The sequence below is a fragment of the uncultured Xanthomonas sp. genome, from assembly GCF_964278005.1.
GTDB lineage: Bacteria > Pseudomonadota > Gammaproteobacteria > Xanthomonadales > Xanthomonadaceae > Xanthomonas_A > Xanthomonas_A sontii.
In genome coordinates, this window is record NZ_CAXYKF010000005.1 from 1 (window position 1) to 17,415 (window position 17,415).

10 protein-coding genes are annotated in these 17,415 nt (G+C 65.9%); 2 read left to right on the plus strand and 8 right to left on the minus strand.

Features of this window, described 5'->3' with window-relative positions; all coding sequences use genetic code 11:
• A partial coding sequence (locus ACHWVH_RS02060) for an adenylosuccinate synthetase (protein WP_394686564.1) occupies positions 1-188 on the plus strand: 188 nt, incomplete at its 5' end.
• Between the two features lie 131 nt (positions 189-319).
• Here the strand turns inward: ACHWVH_RS02060 and ACHWVH_RS02065 are convergent.
• The 5 genes from ACHWVH_RS02065 to hsdR all read right to left on the minus strand — a co-directional run bounded on the left by ACHWVH_RS02065 (position 320) and on the right by hsdR (position 9,881).
• Entirely contained in the window at positions 320-2,128 is a 1,809-nt protein-coding gene (locus ACHWVH_RS02065; RefSeq protein ID WP_394686565.1) for a DUF262 domain-containing protein, read from the minus strand.
• Positions 2,129-2,164: 36 nt separating this feature from the next.
• Positions 2,165-3,583, minus strand: coding sequence for a restriction endonuclease subunit S (locus ACHWVH_RS02070; RefSeq protein ID WP_394686566.1), 1,419 nt, complete (start codon positions 3,581-3,583; stop codon positions 2,165-2,167).
• The gene (locus ACHWVH_RS02075) at positions 3,576-5,120 is read right to left on the minus strand and encodes an N-6 DNA methylase (protein WP_295970018.1); all 1,545 of its coding nucleotides are present in this window, start codon (positions 5,118-5,120) and stop codon (positions 3,576-3,578) included. Before ACHWVH_RS02075 ends, ACHWVH_RS02070 begins: the two co-directional genes overlap by 8 nt.
• Positions 5,117-6,319 carry a Fic family protein gene (locus ACHWVH_RS02080; RefSeq protein WP_394686567.1) on the minus strand — a complete coding sequence of 401 codons (1,203 nt, stop codon included), beginning with the start codon at positions 6,317-6,319 and terminating at the stop codon, positions 5,117-5,119. Before ACHWVH_RS02080 ends, ACHWVH_RS02075 begins: the two co-directional genes overlap by 4 nt.
• Positions 6,320-6,407: 88 nt before the next feature.
• Complete coding sequence (hsdR, locus tag ACHWVH_RS02085; protein WP_394686594.1) at positions 6,408-9,881, minus strand: type I restriction-modification system endonuclease; 3,474 nt, start codon at positions 9,879-9,881, stop codon at positions 6,408-6,410.
• A 485-nt stretch (positions 9,882-10,366) separates the two neighbouring features.
• Between hsdR and ACHWVH_RS02090 the strand changes: the two genes are divergently transcribed.
• Complete coding sequence (locus tag ACHWVH_RS02090) at positions 10,367-10,966, plus strand: XAC0095 family protein (RefSeq protein WP_394686568.1); 600 nt, start codon at positions 10,367-10,369, stop codon at positions 10,964-10,966.
• 486 nt (positions 10,967-11,452) lie between these two features.
• On the opposite strand, the gene ACHWVH_RS02095 is transcribed toward ACHWVH_RS02090, so the two are convergent.
• The 3 genes from ACHWVH_RS02095 to ACHWVH_RS02105 form a co-directional block, all read right to left on the minus strand.
• Entirely contained in the window at positions 11,453-13,309 is a 1,857-nt protein-coding gene (locus tag ACHWVH_RS02095) for a beta-galactosidase family protein (RefSeq protein ID WP_394686569.1), read from the minus strand.
• Between the two features lie 120 nt (positions 13,310-13,429).
• Positions 13,430-15,772 (minus strand): GH92 family glycosyl hydrolase, encoded by a 2,343-nt coding sequence (locus ACHWVH_RS02100; protein ID WP_394686570.1) that lies wholly within the window; start codon positions 15,770-15,772, stop codon positions 13,430-13,432.
• 130 nt (positions 15,773-15,902) lie between these two features.
• The gene (locus ACHWVH_RS02105) at positions 15,903-17,345 is read right to left on the minus strand and encodes a glycoside hydrolase family 125 protein (RefSeq protein ID WP_394686571.1); all 1,443 of its coding nucleotides are present in this window, start codon (positions 17,343-17,345) and stop codon (positions 15,903-15,905) included.
• Positions 17,346-17,415 lie beyond the last annotated feature (70 nt).

Genomic DNA, 17,415 nt, shown 5'->3' on the forward strand with positions numbered 1-17,415 from the left:
CCCCGGTGTACCTGGAGTTCCCGGGCTGGAGCGAGAACACCCACGGCATCACCGTGTGGGACGAACTGCCGCCCGCCGCCCGCGCCTACCTGCGTGCGCTGGAGGAACTGGCCGGCTGCCCGATCTCCATCGTCTCCACCGGCCCGGACCGGGATCACACGATGGTGCTGCAGGATCCGTTTGCGTGACGCGTCGTGTTGGAGCCATCAGGCTGACGAAATGAAAGCGAGGCGCTGGTCGCCCCGCTGCTCTTTGCAGAGTGACAGTCGATAACCTGGTGGCATTCGATAACTGCCTTCGGTGTCAGTGTTCCGACTTATCAGTTGGTCACCATATCCGCGGGCGCCGCACGCTTTCCCATTGCCGCTTCAATCAGCGCGAGCAGGTTCTGCTGGCGTTGAGCGCAGAAGCTGTCGAAATCGTCGGCGCGTAGGGCGTCCACCGGAATGCGATGACTGGCCAGTAGCGCGTCCATGCCGCTGTTATCCAACTGGACTTGCTTGTGGGCCTGCAGGGCGGCCAGATAGCTGGAGGGAGCGGAGCCGCCGATCATGCGGTTTGCCTTGTAGGAGATCGGCGTTTTGTTGATGATCGAGTCGTAGCGCCGGCGCGGGATGTTCTGCTTCTCGCACCAGTCGCGCGGGAAGATGTGGTGGATGTCCAATGCCACCTCGTCGGCCTCCAGGTCGCGAATACGCGACTTCCAGAACAGGTCCTGCGCACCTTCGCGCAGTACCAGCACGTTGATGCCCTTGTAGGCGGCGCTCAGGCGCGAGGTCAGCGAGGCGAGGCGGTCGACCTGGAAGGTGGCGTCCACAATCGTGCGCGGCGGTTGGCCATCGTGCTCGATCCAGCTCAGCAGCTCGTCGACGTCATTTGCGATGCGGGTCTCCACCGCGCCGCCGTAGAGTTCGCCCAGCACGCCGCACCAGAACCACTGCGCCAGCTTCTGGTGGATGCGCGGTTCGCGCCAGTGCTCGTCGGCGCCGATCAGTGCCAACACCGCCGCCAACGGCGCCAGCTGGGTACGGTAGGGCAGGTCGCGTGGCGCGGTGAAGCATTCCTGGCGCAGGAACTTGGCCGCACGCAGGAACCCTTGTTCAACGGGGTCAGCCCAGCGCTTGTAGGCATCCAACGGTAGTTCCAGCACCGATGCGCGCTTGGCGCTGACCGGGGCCACTTGCTTGCCGGTCTTGCCGGCCTCGATATCGGCACGGCGCTTTTCCAGCGTGTGCAGCATGGTCACCGCCTGCAGAAAGTCGGTGTTCTCCACCCCGCGTAGGATGGGTTCCTTGGCCAGCCGCTTGTAGCGCGAGGACACCTTACGCAGCTCGCTGCCGTACCAGTCGTCGCGCAGGTTGTAGCCATCGGCCGCGTAGCTGGCGGTCACCAGCTCGAACACCGATAGCGGGACGCCGCCGGTATTGACCTTCTCGAACACCAGGCACACTGCTTCCTTGCTGGTTTCTTTCTTCAGCACGATCAGCGGGATCTGGTACTCGTTGTACGCATCGAGCACCTTTTCTTTGAACTCAAAGAACTGCGCCTGCGCAGCGGCGTTGAACTTGAACAGGTCCTGCAGCCAGCCCATCGCCTCCAGGATCTCCGAGCATGGGAAGTACAGCTGTTTGCATTCCAACTCGCGCGTGGACAGGTCCAGATCCAGCCTGCGGCCGAAATCGCTGCGCTGCTGGCGGCTGCCGTCGGTGGCGATGATGGCCTCGTCCAGCCGGTCCGGGCCGGCCAGGGCGGTGGGGATGTGGATGTAGTAGTGGCGGTCGACCGGCTTGCCTTTGTCGGTGGTGGTCTTGACCGGGCCGGACAGCTTGAGCACCTGGGTCAGCGTCGTCAGACGCTGCTGACCGTCGAGGATCAGCTTCTCCGGCGCGGCCAGTCCTTCCAGCGGCACGTTCTCCACCGGGCGGACCTGGAAGCGCACCTCGCCGCCGGTTTCCAGCAGCATCACTGCGCCCACCGGGAACGAGCGCCCCAGGCTGACCAGCAGGCTGCGCACATGTTCGTCATCCCAGACCCAGCCGCGCTGGAAGTCCGGTAACTGGATCTTGCCTTGGACGACGTCCTTGAGCAGGTCCTTCAATGGCAGTTTGGTGCTGTCGAATGTGGTCATTGGCTCGCTTCCTTGTGATGGATGGGATGGATCGGATCAGCTTGTCGCCGCCTTGCGGCCGCGCTTCGGTTTGGGCGTGGCGGCGCGCTGGGCGCGGATGCGTTCCAGCAGCGCGCGGGCAGGTTCGTCGGTGGGGTCCTGTGGCACCAGTTCGCCGCGGAACGCCTTGGCGAGCAGACTCTGCGTCAGCGCGTCGATGCGCTGCTGGGCAGCGGCGACCTTGGTTTCCAGCTGGTCGGCATAGGCGAAGAGCTGTTCGACGCGGAGGACGATTTCGGCTTGCACTTCCCTTGGTGGCAAAGGAACAGGAAGCTCGGAAAGCTCTTTAAGGTTCAGAGTCTTCCTGGCAACTTCCCTTGAAGAACTCGCTAGCCACCACTGAACTTTCGGGGAGGTAATCCAGAGGAAAAGCCATTCGGGCGTCAGCTGAGACTGATCCACTGAGAGGCGCGCCACTGCCCGGGCGATGTTTACTGGGCGATCTTCGCGGACGATAGCTGCGCGCCCGATTGATCCGACAATAGACATCAGAATGTCCCCTCTCTGCACGCGAGAGCGGCGGTACTCATCATCTACTTCGCTGGCAATCTTCCTCAGATCATTCCAAGCAATAGTCCCATCTTCAATGTCGCATACACGAATCATGTCGACGCCGGATTCAACTTCGGACCCGGGTTGAACTACTCCGTAGCAAAGTCTCCGGGCTGAGTGGAGTACAGAATCTACTGGAGCGTGGCTCCACCCTTTCGGAAGATCGAATGTCTCGTCGTTCAACATGAAGCTTGAGCCTTTGGCTTCACTTTGATTCGTAATCACGCTGCTGCCGTCGAATGTTGTCCCGCTTGTTGCTGCGGTGAGAATTGACATGCGGAAACGCTTGAGGAGGGCGGGGATGGCGTCGATGCGGGCCTTGAGGGTGTCGACCTGGGCCAGCAGCGCATCCAGCTTCTGCGCGATGCGCTTTTGCTCTGCGAGCGGCGGCAATGGCAATTCGATCGAACGCAGTGCGTCTTGCGAGATGTTTCGCATCGAAAGCTGATTGCCGGTGGCTAGCGCCTCGATCTGGCTTCGACCGGATTTCGACTTGAGGCAGGTAAGCGCCCACGCTCGAAGAGGTTCGGCGATGTCCAGTCGAAGCACTTTGTCGCTCAGGTAGAGGTTCTTGGTGATCGCATGCACGATCACTGGTGCACCGACGAGCTCCAAGGTGTTTGCACGCGAAATGAGCAGGTCACCCGGCTGGATTTTGTTGCGCGCCTCAAGTCCGTCATCGCTCAGTAACGTCTTGCTTTCTAACTCGTCGAATTTTCCCCATGTGACCGCGCTGATTTTGACAAGGCCGGGTTCTTCGCCTTCTGGGGGACGCTCGTCGCATTTGACGTTTTTGCCGGCTTGGATGTGATCCAGCAGGTCTCCTAGTTGGCAAGATGCCCACCCGGCCGGCAACTCACTCACCATCCACCTCGCCGCTGCTCACTTCCAGCCCCATTACCTCGGCCAGTAGCCGCTTCTGCTCCAGCGCTTCATCACCGGCGCCCAGCGCCTGCATCAGCGCGTCGAGCTCGCGCAATGCCTCGCTGAGTTCGGCCATCGCTTCGGCGGCCAGCACTTCGGGCGCGGGCAGGCTGTCGGCGTCGACGCTGTCGGCGTCCTTGAGCCAGCTGATATCCAGCGAGTCGCCGCGCTCGGCGATCTGGGCGCGGGTGAAGCAACGGAAGCGGCCTTGCTCGCCTTCATCGGTGCGTGGGCTGGCGCCGTTGGGGTCGGTGCCGTAGGCCTCCTCGAACGGTTTGAGGTGCGTCGGCCCGAAGGGGGTGCGCTTGCCGAAGCTGGGCATGTTGCTGCGCAGGTCGTAGACCCAAGTGGCCTGGGTGCAGCCGGTGTCCTGGCGCGGGCTGGAGGCGGTGCCTTTTTGGAAGAACAGCACATTGGTCTTGACGCCTTGCGCGTAGAAGATGCCGGTGGGCAGGCGCAGCAGGGTGTGCAGGTTGCACTTGTCCATCAGGTCGCGGCGAATCTCGGTACCGACGCCGGCCTCGAACAGCACGTTGTCCGGCAGCACTACGGCGGCGCGGCCACCGGGCGTCAGGCCACGGTAGATGTGCTGCAAGAAGGCGAGCTGCTTGTTGCTGGTCTTGTAGGTGAGGTCGTCACGGGTGGGTCCGCCACCGCCCTTGGCGGTGCCGAATGGCGGGTTGGACAGGATGATGTTGGCCGGTGGCAGGTCCCTGCCTGCGGTGCCGAGGCTGTTGCCCAGGCGGATGGGACCGGCGCCTTCGCCGTTCATGCCGTGCAGCAGGCAGTTCATCAACGCTAGTCGGCGTGTCCCGGGGACGAGCTCCATGCCGACAAAGGCCTTTTCGCGCTGGAAACTGCGCTTCTTGGCGGTGACCCCGGGACCGTACAGATCGTCGTGTTGCGCTTTGATGTAGGCATCGGCGGCGATCAGGAAGCCCGCGGTGCCCGCGGCGGGATCCTGGATGACGTCGCCAAGCTGCGGCTTGATGCAATGGATGATCGAATCGATCAGCGCACGTGGGGTGAAGTACTGGCCAGCCCCGGACTTGGTCTCGTTGGCGTTTTTCTGCAGCAGGCCTTCGTAAAGGTCGCCCAGGCCGTCCTGGCGCGCGCTAAACCAGTCCAGCCCGTCGAGCGCGGTGACCAGCGTTTCCAGATGACGCGGCTCCTTGAGGCGGGTCTGCGCGTCGGCGTAGATGGCCGCAATCATCGGATCGCTGCTCTTGCCTAAGTCCAGAAGCATCTGCTGGTAGTGGTTGAGCAGGTTGCGGCCAGACTTGCTTTTCAGATCCGGCCAGCGGCAGCCTTCAGGCAACTTGTGCTCGAAGTTGGGATTGTTCTGCACCTGCTCGTATTCCATCTTGACGAACAGCAGCAGCACCAACTCGGTGACGTAGTCGCTGTAGTTGATGCCGTCGTCGCGTAGGACGTCGCAGAGGTTCCAGAGTTTCTGGACGATGCCGTTATGGGTCATGGGGTATTGCCTTGTTCTGAAGTGGTGCGGGCCGGCAGCGCGATGCTGGAGGCCGGCGTGTTGATGGCGTAGCGGGTGCTGCGGCCGCTGCCGGGCAGGCGGCGCAGGCAGCCTTTTTCCAGCAGGTCGGCCAGATGGCGGGTGGCGGTGGCCTTGGAGACCTTGGCCACGGCCTGGTACTGCGAGGCGCTGATGCCGTGTTCGAAACCGCGCTCGCCGCCATCGAGCAGGCGGTTGAGCACCTTGACCTGTTCCGGCGACAACGGCTGGGCGTAATGCAGCTGCCAGAAGCGCGCCTTGGCCAGCACGCGGTCGATACGGTGCAGGGCCTGCACGAGGCTGTCGTGCAAGGTGGTGAGGAACCAGTGCAGCCAGTGGGTCATGTCCAGACCGCCTTTCTGGGTGGTTTCCAGGCTGCGGTAGTAGCCGCTGCGGTCGGCGAGGATGCTGGCCGACAGTGCATGGAGGCGGATCGCCTGCGGTTGCGCCTGGGCCAGGGCGAGATCGGTGAGTAAGCGAGTGAGGCGGCCATTGCCGTCGTCGAACGGGTGCAGGGTGACGAACCACAGATGGGCGATGCCGGCGCGCAGCAGCGGGTCCAGCGTGGCGTCGGTGCGCGAGCTGGCGAACCAGCCGAGGAAGGCGGCGAGCTGGGCGTCCAGGCCGTCGCGCGGCGGGGCTTCGAAGTGGACGGTGGGGCGGTCGAGCCGGCCGGAGACGACCTGCATCGGCGCATCGCCACGCAGCGCGCCGATGCGGATGCGACTGGGCAGCAGGCTGTCCTGTTCGGCAAACAGCCAGCGGTGCCATTGCAGCAGGCGGGGCAGGTCCAGCGGGGCATCGGCGCGGCCGGTGGCGTCCAGCATCAGCGCGGCCAGCCCCTCGCTGCGGCCAGTGGTGCGGCGCGGGCTGTCTTCGGCCAGGCCCAGATGGCGGGCCAGCGAGGAGCGTACCGAGCCGACATCCAGCCGCTCGCCCTCGATGGCCGAGGAGGTGACGATGTTGGAGAGCAGGGTGTCCAGTGCTTCGGCGGCCTGCTGGTCGCCGGCGACCGCGCCGGCCATGCCGAGCAGCTGGCCGTGGGCGTGCTGGCAGTCGCGCAACAGTGCCGCCAGGGCATCGGCCTGCCAGTGGAAGCGAGGCCAGTCGGGCTGCTGCCAGATCCAGCGGGGCCGTGGTTCGGTTGTTCGGTTGGACATTGGTGAGCCGATTGGCTGGATTAATTGGCTCTTTGAATGAGCCGATTATCCCGACTAATCGGCTCATATGCCAGTGTGAACCACCGACTCAGCCGGTCTGATCCCACAGATGCTCGCCCAGATCGCCCAAGATCTGGTCCAGCCGGCCATCGAGCAGGCGGTCCAACTGCAGGGCGCCGCCGTCGCCGCTGAAGTTGCGTTGTACGGTGTCGCGGTCCATCACCACCTCGTGTATCAGCTGCTGGGCCAGCCGCTTGAGCCAGCGCCGCTGCACCGGCGTCCAGCTGCGCTGGGCATAGATGCCCTGCATGGCCTTGTCGACACGCTGCTCGAACGGCACCAATGCCTCGCCCAGTGCGGCACGGCGGATGTAGCCGATGATGCTGGCGGCGACCTCCTGCTGAGTGCTGTCGCGCCACGCGCCGCGCAGGTGGGCCTCGCTGTAGCCGTGCTGGTCGAGCAGCAGGCGTACCTCACGCAGCTGGGCGCGGGTGAGGTCGCGGGGGCGGTTGACGATGACGCTGAGCGCGGCGGACTGATTGATCTGCTCGCGGATGAAGGCGTTGAAACTGTCCAGGTAATCGGCCGGGGCTTCGTTGACGCCGTAGTTCTGTGCGCGTTCGAGCAGGGTGTCAGTGTGTTCGGAAATGACCGGATAGCGGTCCGTCCCCAGCAGCACGCCCACTTCGCCCAGTTGCTCCACCAGGCGCGGGTGTTCGCGGAGGAAGCTTGCGGCATTGCGTGCGCCGAGCTTGTGCAGGTGGGTGTGCAGCACGGCCGGCGCCACGCCCCAGGAGGTTTCCAGCTCGCTGAGCTTGTCGCGCAGATTCGGGCGCTGCTCGGCGCGATGCTGGGCCTTGCGCAGCACGCGCATGATGCGCTGGCTCAACTGGTCGAGTGCGTCGTCGGCATGGCTGCCGCCGTTGCTGCCGGGGGCATCGAAGCTGCGCTGCTGGCCGAGCTCGTGGACCAGCTGCTCGATGCTGATATTGGGGTCCTTGACCAGCGGGCGCATGGTGTCGACGTCTTCGAGCGCGGCGTACAGATCGACCGGATCGAATATGCGGAACACGGTCTTGCCGATATCGTCGCAGCGGCGGGTGGCGCGGCCTTTCATCTGTTCGTAGAGGATGCGCGAGCGGACCCGGCGCATGAACACCAGGTTGGCGATCCGCGGCACATCGATGCCGGTGGTCAGCAGGTCCACGGTGATGGCGATATTGGGGTAACGCTCGTTCTTGTAGTTGCGAATCAGCTGGTCGACCTTGTCGCTTTTGCCGGTGATCACCGCGACGCTGGCCTGGTTGTAGTAATCGCCATGGACCTGTTTGAATGCCTCGTCCAGCTGGTTCTTGACGCGTTCGGCGTGGGGCTGGCTGACGCAGAAGATCAGGGTCTTTTCTTCGCCGTCCGGGTCCAGTTCGATGGCGAGCTGTTCGCAGACGACCCGATCGAAGTCTGCGGTGATGACACGCCGGTTGAACGACTCGATATTGAAGTCGAGCTCGTCTTCCAGGTCTGCGGTATCGACTTCGCCGGTCTGCGTGTTGATGACGCTGACGCGCTCGCCGCGATCGAAGTGGATGCCGTTCTTGCCGAGCGCGGTGATGTAGCGGATGGGCGGCTCGTGGTCGATCAGCCAGTCATCTGCTACCGCTTCGCGGTAGCTGTAGGTGTAGATCGGCTTGCCGAAGATTTCGGTGGTGTGTTTGGCCGGCGTGGCGGTCAGGCCGATACGGCAGGCATCGAAGTAATCGAGCACGCGGCGGTATTGCGACAGGTATTGCGCGTGGTCGCGCACGGCCAGCTCGCCTTCGGTCATTTCCTGGTCGAGCGTGTAACCGCGGTGGGCTTCGTCGACGACGATGCAGTCGAAGGTGCCGATCGGTGGCGGGTCATCGGATTGGAAAATGCGCCGGACCATCGCCTGCACCGTGGCGACCTGCACGCGGGTCTCATCGGCGGTGCGGGTATCGTCCAGGCCATCGAGGTTGTAGATCTGCGCCAGCGTCTGGTTCTGCTCCAGCTGCATGTCCTGCATCGTCTCGGTGGCCTGGGTGCCGAGCGCGGAGCGGTCGACCAGGAACAGAATCCGGTGGAAGCGCTCGGCCTTGAGCAAGCGGTAGATCAGGCCAATCATCGTGCGCGTCTTGCCGGTGCCGGTCGCCATCGCCAGCAGGCAGTTGCGTGAGCCCGATGCCAGCGCGCCTTCCACTGCCTCGATCGCGCGCTGCTGGTAGTCGCGCAGGTTGAGGTAGGCCATGCCTTCGTTGGCGAGATTGCGCTCGGCCTGGTCGCGATCGCGGGTGAGCAGATCGGCGATGTCCTCGGGCGTGTGGAACTTCTGCAGCGGGCGCCGCAGGTTGGCCGGTGAGCGCAGGTCGCGGAACCAGATGCCCGATTGCTCGGCCAGCTGTTTCACGAAAGGACGGCCATTGCAGGCGAATGCGAGCGGCACCTGGAAATGGCCGCCCTGGCCATCGGCCCAGCCTGCGATCGAGCTGGTGGCCGGGTAGGCGGGGGCTAGCTCACCACGCATCACGAAATCGCGCGCGTAGCGCTCGGCCTGGGGAATCCGGTCGGCGATGTTGATCTGCTTGCGCTTGGCCTCGACGATGGCGACCGGGGTGAGGCCGGCGAACAGCACATAGTCGGCGTTGGCGCGCGGCACCCTGGTGGGCCATTCGGCGATGGCGAGATTGCGACCTTTTTCCGGGCGGATGCCCTTGGCGTGGGTGAGGTCGAGCGAGTCTGCTTCCCAGCCGGCCTCGCGTAGCTGTTGGTCGATCAGGATGCGGGTGAGGTCTTCGCTGAGGTCGAAGTTGTTGCTGGCCTGCTGGGTGGCGCCGGCGACCTGCTGGGTGGCGGCCTGGCGGCCGGTGTCGGGCTGTTGCAGGTTGGCGAGGCGCTGTTCGAAGTCCTGGCGAAGCCGTTGCAGTTCCTTTTCACGTTGAACTGCCAGCGCCGACTGCTCACGCGCTTCGACATCCATCGCTTCGGCGAGATCGGCGTTGAGCTTGGCTTCGCGGTCCTTGAGTTCGGCGAGCGCCTGGCTTTGGTCATGTCGCTGGCGGGCAGTATCCAGCTCCGCTCTGAGGCGACTGACTTCGGCCTGCACTTCGCGCAACGGCGCGGCTGGATCCTTCGGGGGCACGAAAGGACCGGCCTTGAATTCGGCGGCGTTCCTGCCGAAGGCTCGGTGATACCAGACCGCCAGGTCGCGGGCGACCTTCAGGCCATCCATCGCTTCGCGGTGTTGCGTGGTGAAGCCGTGGGTCGCCTTGTTGCCCTCGACCCGCAGCACGTGGAACAGCTCCTGGATCCGCCGGTCCAGGCGTAGCTCGCGCGCGAGCTGGTAGATCAGGTCTGCCTGGGTTGTCCGTTGGTCGTGGATGATGCCGGCACGTCCCGCGAGATCCTGGGCAAGCGCTTCGGCGAACTGCCGGAGCTTGATTAGCGTGGTGTTGGGATCACTGGCAAAGACCTGCTCGGCCATCGAGGCCAGTTTGAAGAAGACCGGATCGTGTTCCTGCAGGAAGGAAAAGTTGCTGTCGACAGTCACTCGCGTATCCGTACTGAGGGGCAGGGCGGCCAATGGCATCTTGTGATGCGAATAGTAGGCCACGCCGGGTGTTGTGGGTATCGGGCCTGGATGCAGGGTGATGATCGTGCCGCGCGATTTGGCTACATCCATCGGCAGGCGTAGGAATGGTTTTTGTCGTTATTTATCCATTTGAGCAGGTCCGGGCAATCAACCGTTCGTTGGCGTAAGGACGTCTTGACGTGGCTGGTTGCCAGTAGCATTCTCGCCTTACGGAGCCTCGAAACTCCGCACACAGCGGTACCCACCTCCGACAAACCGGTGGGTTTTTTGTGCCCGCATGTTTCTTTGCGGGCGCAGCCGACGCGATGCCTGTGTCGGGAGGGCGGCTAATACAACACCCGCAAGGGGAATACGCCCGCCGGCTGTGTGCGGTTTCGAGCCTCCCGACTTCCCGTCCGCCGTTCGCGGCGGACGGGTCACTTCGATGGAACGAGGAGGCAGCGATGTCGTACGACCGTTTGGATGACGAAGACATGCCCGGCTATTTCCTGCCGGAGGAAAGCCAGTTCCGGCTGGCGAGGCTGAGCGACCACGTCAGGTTCCTGGCCCGCATGGCGCAGCCGCGCACGCAAGCCGAAGAGCGTGCCGCCGAGCCGAAGGTGCGCATGGGCGAACTGGCATTCTGCCTGGAGCTGCTCGCCGATCAGGTGGACCTGGTGCTGGACGAGGTGTCCTACCCAGCGCAACGTACCGGCAAGACGGGTGTTACCCGGTCCGATGCCATCGCCGAGGTGACGCAAGCAGCGGGCGGTGGATTCCGGGTCACGCTGGAACAGATCGACCGGCTCAACCTGCTGGTCGAGACTGTCTCGGCCCACGCGCGGGTGGTGGCGGTCGGCGATGCGACCAAGCGCGCCGGCAAGACGCCGCCCGAAATGGGCGACGTGATCTTCGATGCGGTGGCCGAAGTGCGTACGCTGCTGACGCAGATTGAAAGCCAGCCGCTGCGCCATCCATTGCCGAAAAGCGATGTGCGCGAGGAGCGGGCGGTCTATGCGGTGGGGCGGGTGTCGCAGGCCGTGGGCGGCGAGCGCTTGCACTGATCCATGAGGCAGGTGGGGTGGGGCAGGGGGCTCGCCTTGGATTGACTGGCCTTGCATGGTCGGCGCTGATTCGCAGCGGGTTTCAGGGGGCTTCTTCGTCGTAATGTTCCTGCTCAAGGCCAAAGTTGTCTTCGGAACATCCGATTGGTGCTCTCGAAGGCGGGAACGGGCGCCGCCGCGTTCGATTCGAAAGTCCTTGGATGATCGGTCCTTCGGACCGCTGTGGAGCGCTTCCCGCTTTCGCGGGAATGACCAGGGGGAGGGAGCGCAGTGTCTTGCGCCTTTGCTGTGGGAAGGCGCCGGGCACCCGCCTGCGCGGGGGTGACGGTCGGTTTTCGACGGCGCCGTCCGCTTCACGGTCCACGTCATCGATCCGGCAAAGGATCACGGGGCTTGGGGAAGCTGCTCGCAGCGGCCTCAATTTGTAGACAAGTTTTTTTATGCCGCGCCATCTAGCTTTACCCGGCGGCGCGCTCCGCGAGTAACTCAGTTACTGGGCGTACTCCAAACCTGCCCCTTAACCCCTCGCACGCTTGCCTCCGCCACACCATCCAAATCGAACACAATCACGCTATTCCCGCCCTTCCGCTGCCACGGCGCCGGAAAATACAACGCCCGCTGCGGCCCGATATTCCAGTGCCTCCCCAGGTTATGGCCGTTGGCCCAGGCGAAGCCTTTGCCGAAGGCCTGCATGTCCAGGAACGTATCGGCAGGCGTGCCGATCTTCACCGTGCCGCGGTGGAAGGCGGGGCCATCGACCTTGGCGGTGGTCCAGCCGGTGAGCTTGCTCGAGTCGTCCATCGGCAGGGGGAAGGTCTGCCAGCCGGTGAGGGGCTTGCCGTCGAGCAGCACGGGGTCGACCAGGCCGGCGTGGCCGTCGGGGAGGTGCGCGCCGTAGTTGATGCGGCCGGTGTTCTCCACCAGCACGTCGAGGGTGTGGGGGCCGGCGGGGATGTCCACGTCCACCGCCACTTGCTGCAGGCGGCGCTCGGCGCTGCCGGCCAGCTTCCGGTCGACGTAGACGCGGGCGTAGTCGCGCACGTCGCCCAGGTACAGGCTGCCCTTGCGCGGGCCGGTGACGGTGGTGCGGTAGAGGATGTAGCCGTAGGCCTGGCCGTAGCGCTCCATCGGCTGCGGGGTGTCGGTGGTGGCGGCCGGGGCGGGCAGGTTGTCCCACAGCGAGGCGGATTCGCGCAGCGGTGTGATGGGGAGTTCGGCGAAACGGATCGGCTTGGGCAACGCCGGCGGGGCGATGCCGGTGACGTGCTGGATGGCGTCGCGGAACAGGGTGAACTTGGGAGTGGGGCGGCCGGCTTCGTCGAGTACGGCGTCGTAGTCGTAGCTGGTGGTCTGCGGGGCGTAGTGGTCGCTGGGGTTCTTCTGGAAGTTGGCGCCATTCATGAAGCCGAAGCTGGTGCCGCCGACGAACATGTAGAGGTTCGCGGAGTGGCCCTGGCGCAGGATCCATTCGAATTCGCTGGCCTGCTTGGCGGCATCGGTGGCCGCGTGCTTCTCGCCCCACTGGTCGAACCAGCCGGCCCAGTATTCGCCGACCATCTGCGGTTGCCCGGGGCGGAACTTGGCCAGGGTCTCGAAGGCGTTCCTGGCGTCGCCGGGGGCGAAGTTCACCACGGCCAGGGTGTCGGGCAGGGTGCCGTTGGCGAGCACGTCGGGGCCGTCGGCGGTGAACAGCAGGGCCTTGTCGAAGCCGGCCTGCACGAACATGGCGCGGTTGCGGCGCATGTAGGCGTGGTCGTCGCCGTAGGAGCCGTATTCGTTCTCCACCTGCACGGCGATGATCGGGCCGCCGTTGCCGTTGAGCCGCGGCTTGACCTGGGCGGCGAGGGCGTCCAGGTAGGCCTGGCTGGCGGCGAGGAAGCGCGGGTCCTGGCTGCGCACGCGCATGCCGGGTTCGGCGAACAGCCACGCCGGGTAGCCGCCGGCTTCCCACTCGGCGCACACGTACGGGCCGGGGCGCAGGATCACGTTGAGGCCTTGCGCCGCGGCTTCGTCGACGAAGGCGGCGATGTCGTTGTTGCCGCTGAAGTCGAACTGGCCCTGCCGCGGTTCCACCAGGTTCCAGAACACGTAGGTCTCCACCGTGTTCAGGCCCATCGCGCGCGCTTTCTGCAGGCGGTCCTTCCAGTAGGCGCGGGGGATGCGCTGGAAGTGGATGGCGCCGGAGATGACCTGGTACGGCTTGCCGTCGCGGATGAAGTGATCGCCCTGGGTGGCGAAGGCGGGCCAGGCGGTGCCGCTGTCGGCCGCGCGCACGTGGGTGGCGGGCAGGGCGAACGCCAGGGCGAGGGCGAGAGCGAGAGCGGCGAGGGTCTTACGCGGCATGGGGGATTCTCGAAAAAAGCGATGCGATTGCGACAGTAGGACGACCGGAGCACGCGCCGTAGTGCATCGGGTCACGCACAGGCGCGGATGTGGGGAACCACCAATCCCGATTCCCGGCCGTCAGCTAAACGATGGCGGCAGATCGTCCTTGCCCGCACCGAACGCGGTGTTGGGCTTGGGCCCCATCTCCAGCTCCAGCGTACCGCCGGCGGCGAGGTCGGCATGGCGCAGCCAGCTGCGGGTGTAGGGCTTGCCGTTCCAGCGGGCGCTCTGGATGTAGACGTTGGCCGGGCTGTTGCCGTGGGCGACGATGCGCAGGGTGCGGCCGTTGCCCACGTCCAGTTCGGCGCGCTTGAACAGCGGGCTGCCCAGCACGTAGTTGGCGCTGACCGGGTCCACCGCGTACAGGCCCAGTGCGCTGAGCACGAACCAGGCGCTCATCTGCCCGCAGTCCTCGTTGCCGGACAGGCCGTTGCGCGCGTCGTGGTACTGCTCGCGCAGCAGCCGCCGCACCATCGCCTGGGTCTTGTACGGCTGCCCGGCGTAAGCGTAGAGGTAGGCGACGTGGTGGCTGGGTTCGTTGCCGTGCGCGTACTGGCCGACCATGCCGTCGATGTCCGGCGGTGCGTCCGCCGGCAGTTCGGAGCTGGTGGTGAACAGTTCGTCGAGCTTGGCGACGAAGTGGTCGCGGCCGCCGAACAGGTCCATGTAGCCGTACAGGTCGTGCTGGTTGAGGAAGGTGGCCTGCCAGGCGTTGGACTCGGTGAAGTCGCGCCACTGCGCGCTGTGGCCCATCGCGCGCGGATCGAACGGGGTGGCCCACTGGCCGTCGCTCAGCCGCGGCTGCACGAAGCGGCTCTCGCGGTTGAACACGTTGCGGTACTGGCGCGAGCGTTCGCGCAGGTGTTTGGCGTCGTCGTCGGCGCCCACCGCCTGCGCCAGGTGCGCCACCGCCCAGTCGTCGTAGGCGAATTCCAGGGTGCGGCTGACCGATTCGTCGACCTTGTCGCAGGGGATGTAGCCCATCTTCCGGTACAGCGCCAGGCCGTGCACGTCGTCGTCCATCGCGCGCTTGCGCCAGGCCGGGTAGGCGGCTTTCCAGTCGATGCCGGTGAAGCCCTTGGCATGCGCCTCGGCCAGCACCACGGCGGAGTGGTAGCCGATCATGCAGTCGGTCTCCACGCCCTGCAGCGGCCAGATGGCGACGCCCTGCGGGCATTCGTGGGCACCGCGCACCAGGCACTGCACCAGGTCGGGCACGCGCTCGGGCTGCACCAGGGTCAGCAAGGGATGCAGGGCGCGGTAGGTGTCCCATAGCGAGTAGGTGCTGTAGTTGTGGTAGCCGGCCGGCGCCTGGTGCACCTGCAGGTCCATGCCGCGGTAGCGGCCGTCGGTGTCGCTGAACAGGGTCGGCGCGATCAGGCTGTGGTACAGCGCGGTGTAGAAGATGCGGCGCTGCGCCTCGTCGTCGCTGTCGATGCGCACCCGGCCCAGTTCCTTTTCCCACGCCGCCACGGCGGCGGCGTGCACGCGGGCGAAATCGAAGTCGGGCAGTTCCGCGTCGAGGTTGGCCAGGGCGTTGTCGGCGCTGACCGCGGAGATGCCGACCTTGACCAGCAGCGGCGCGTCGGCGGCATCGGGGTAGTGCAGGGCCAGTTTCAGCCGGTTGCCGTCGGCGCTGCGCGCGCTCGCGGCCAGCGGCTGGTCGTCGGCATACAGTTGCGCGCTGGCGAACGGCCGCGACAGGCGCATGGCGAAGTAGATGTAGCGGCCCTTGGCCCATTGGTAGACGCGGCGGCCGCCGGTGACGGTCTGCGCGTCGACCAGGCGCAGGCTGGCGTCTTCGACGCGGGCGGGGATCTCGGGCTTGTCCTGCATGCCGTGGCACAGGTCCAGCAGCAGGTGCGCCGGCTTGCCCTTGGGGAAGTGGTAGCGGTGCAGGCCGGCGCGCGCGGTGGCGGTGAGTTCGGCATGCACGCCGCTGTCCTTCAGGCGCACGCGGTAATAGCCGGGCGAGGCGGCTTCGTCGGCATGGTCGTAGCGCGAGCGGTAGCCGGCCTCGGGGTGCTCGCGCGTGCCGGGCTGCAGCTTCACCGGGCCGGTGGCCGGCACCACCAGGAAATCGAGCATGTCGCCGATGCCGGTGCCGGACAGGTGGGTGTGCGAGAAGCCCATGATCGAGCCGTCGTCGGCGTGGTAGCCGGAGCAGGCGTCCCAGTCGGCGTTGTAGGTGTCCGGGCTCAGTTGCACCATGCCGAACGGCAGCGTGGCGCCGGGGAAGGTGTGGCCGTGGCCGCCGGTGCCGATGAACACGTCGACGTTGCGGGTGAGCTCGGCCTTGGCGTGCGCATCGGCCGGCAGCGCGTAGCTGCCGGCGCGTGCCTGCGCCAGGCGCGCGATGCCGCTGCTGCCGAACAGGGCCAGGGCGATGGCGCCCTGCAGGAAACCGCGTCGTGTGGCCATGGTGCTGTCCTCGGGGTGTGCGGCGGTGCAGTGGGGGTGTGTTTGCTGTTGTGGGAGGCACTTCCGTCCCGACGCGTTGTCGGTCAGGCCCGTCGGGACTGAAGTCCCTCCCACAGATGCAGTGATCGCGTCAGGCCTTCAGCAACTGCGGCTTGCGCTGATGCAGATCGATGATCAGCTCGCCGAACAAGGTGTTGGCCCAGGCGAACCAGTCGCGGGTGAAGGTGCTCGGGTTGTCCTTGTCGAAGGCTTCGTGCATGAAGCCGCTGCCGGCGTCGGTGGTCTTGAGCCACTGCAGGCACTGGCGGATCTGCGCGTCGTCGTCGCTGGCGAGGGCGTACTGCATCAGCGACATCGGCCAGATCGTGCCCAGGCCGCTGTGCGGGCTGCCCACGCCGTCGGCGGCGCGGCCGCGATAGAAATAGGGATTGCGCTCGCTCCAGGCCAGTTGCCGGGTGCGCAGGAACACGGGATCGCGGCGATCGCAGCAGCCCAGATAGGCCAGGCTCAGCAGGCCGGGCGCGTTGGCGTCGTCGATGAACAACTGGTTGCCGTAGCCGTCCACTTCGTAGGCCCAGAACGGCTGACCGTCGGCGTCGCGCATCTGCCCGAACTTTCGGGTGGCGGTCTCGACCTCGTCGGCCAGGGCGCGGCACTCGCCGGCGAAGGCGGCGTCGTGATGCAGCGCCTCGCTCATCGTCGCCAGTTGCCGCAGCGAGGTCACCGCGAACAGGTTGGCGGGGACGAACAGCGGGTACAGGCAGGCGTCGTCGGACGGGCGGAACATCGAGTGGATCATGCCGTTGGGGCGGGTCGGCTGCCCGTAGCCGTCCAGCACCAGCGTTTCGGTCGCCAGCGGCGAGGGCCGCTGAAAACTGTACGGCCCACGGCCGTGCAGGCGCTGCTGCTCGCGGAAGGTGCGCACCACCACGTGCATGGCGTCGCGCCAGTCGTCGTCGAACGGCGCGGTATCGCCGCTGGCGCGCCAGTACTCGTGCGCCAGGCGGATCGGGTAGCACAGCGAATCCACTTCCCATTTGCGCTCGCCGACGCCGGGCTTCATCTCGGTGATGTCGGCCACCGACCACTTCAGGCGCTGGCTGGTGCCGTCGGGCAGGAAGGCGTTGGCGTAGGGATCCAGGCGGATGCAGGCGGCCTGGCGCTGGATCAGTCCATGGAACATGCGCCGCAGCGCCGGGTCGCGCTTGGCCAGCGGCACGTAGGGATGCACCTGCGCGGAGGAGTCGCGCAGCCACATCGCCTCGATGTCGCCGGTGATGACGAAGGTGTCCGGCTTGCCGTTGCGGGTGCCGGTCTCGACGGTGGTGTCGAGGGTGTTGGGGTAGCAGTTCTCGAACAGCCAGGCCAGGCGCGGATCGGCGATGTCGGCCTTGACCGTGCGCAACTGGCGCTCGACCGCGGCGCTGACGAAGCGGCGCTTGCCCGGCGGCGGCCGCTTGCTGGGCAGCGCGGTGGAGGCCGATGCCGCGGCGGCAGCCGGCAGCGCCCCGCTCAGCAGCGCGGCGCCGGCGCTGGCGCCGAGGAAGTGGAGGATGTCGCGGCGGGTGGGCATGGCCTGGAACGCTCCGTGGAATCGACAAACGCTCCCGGCACGGGCCGGCGCCGGGGAGGCGCCGGCCGCG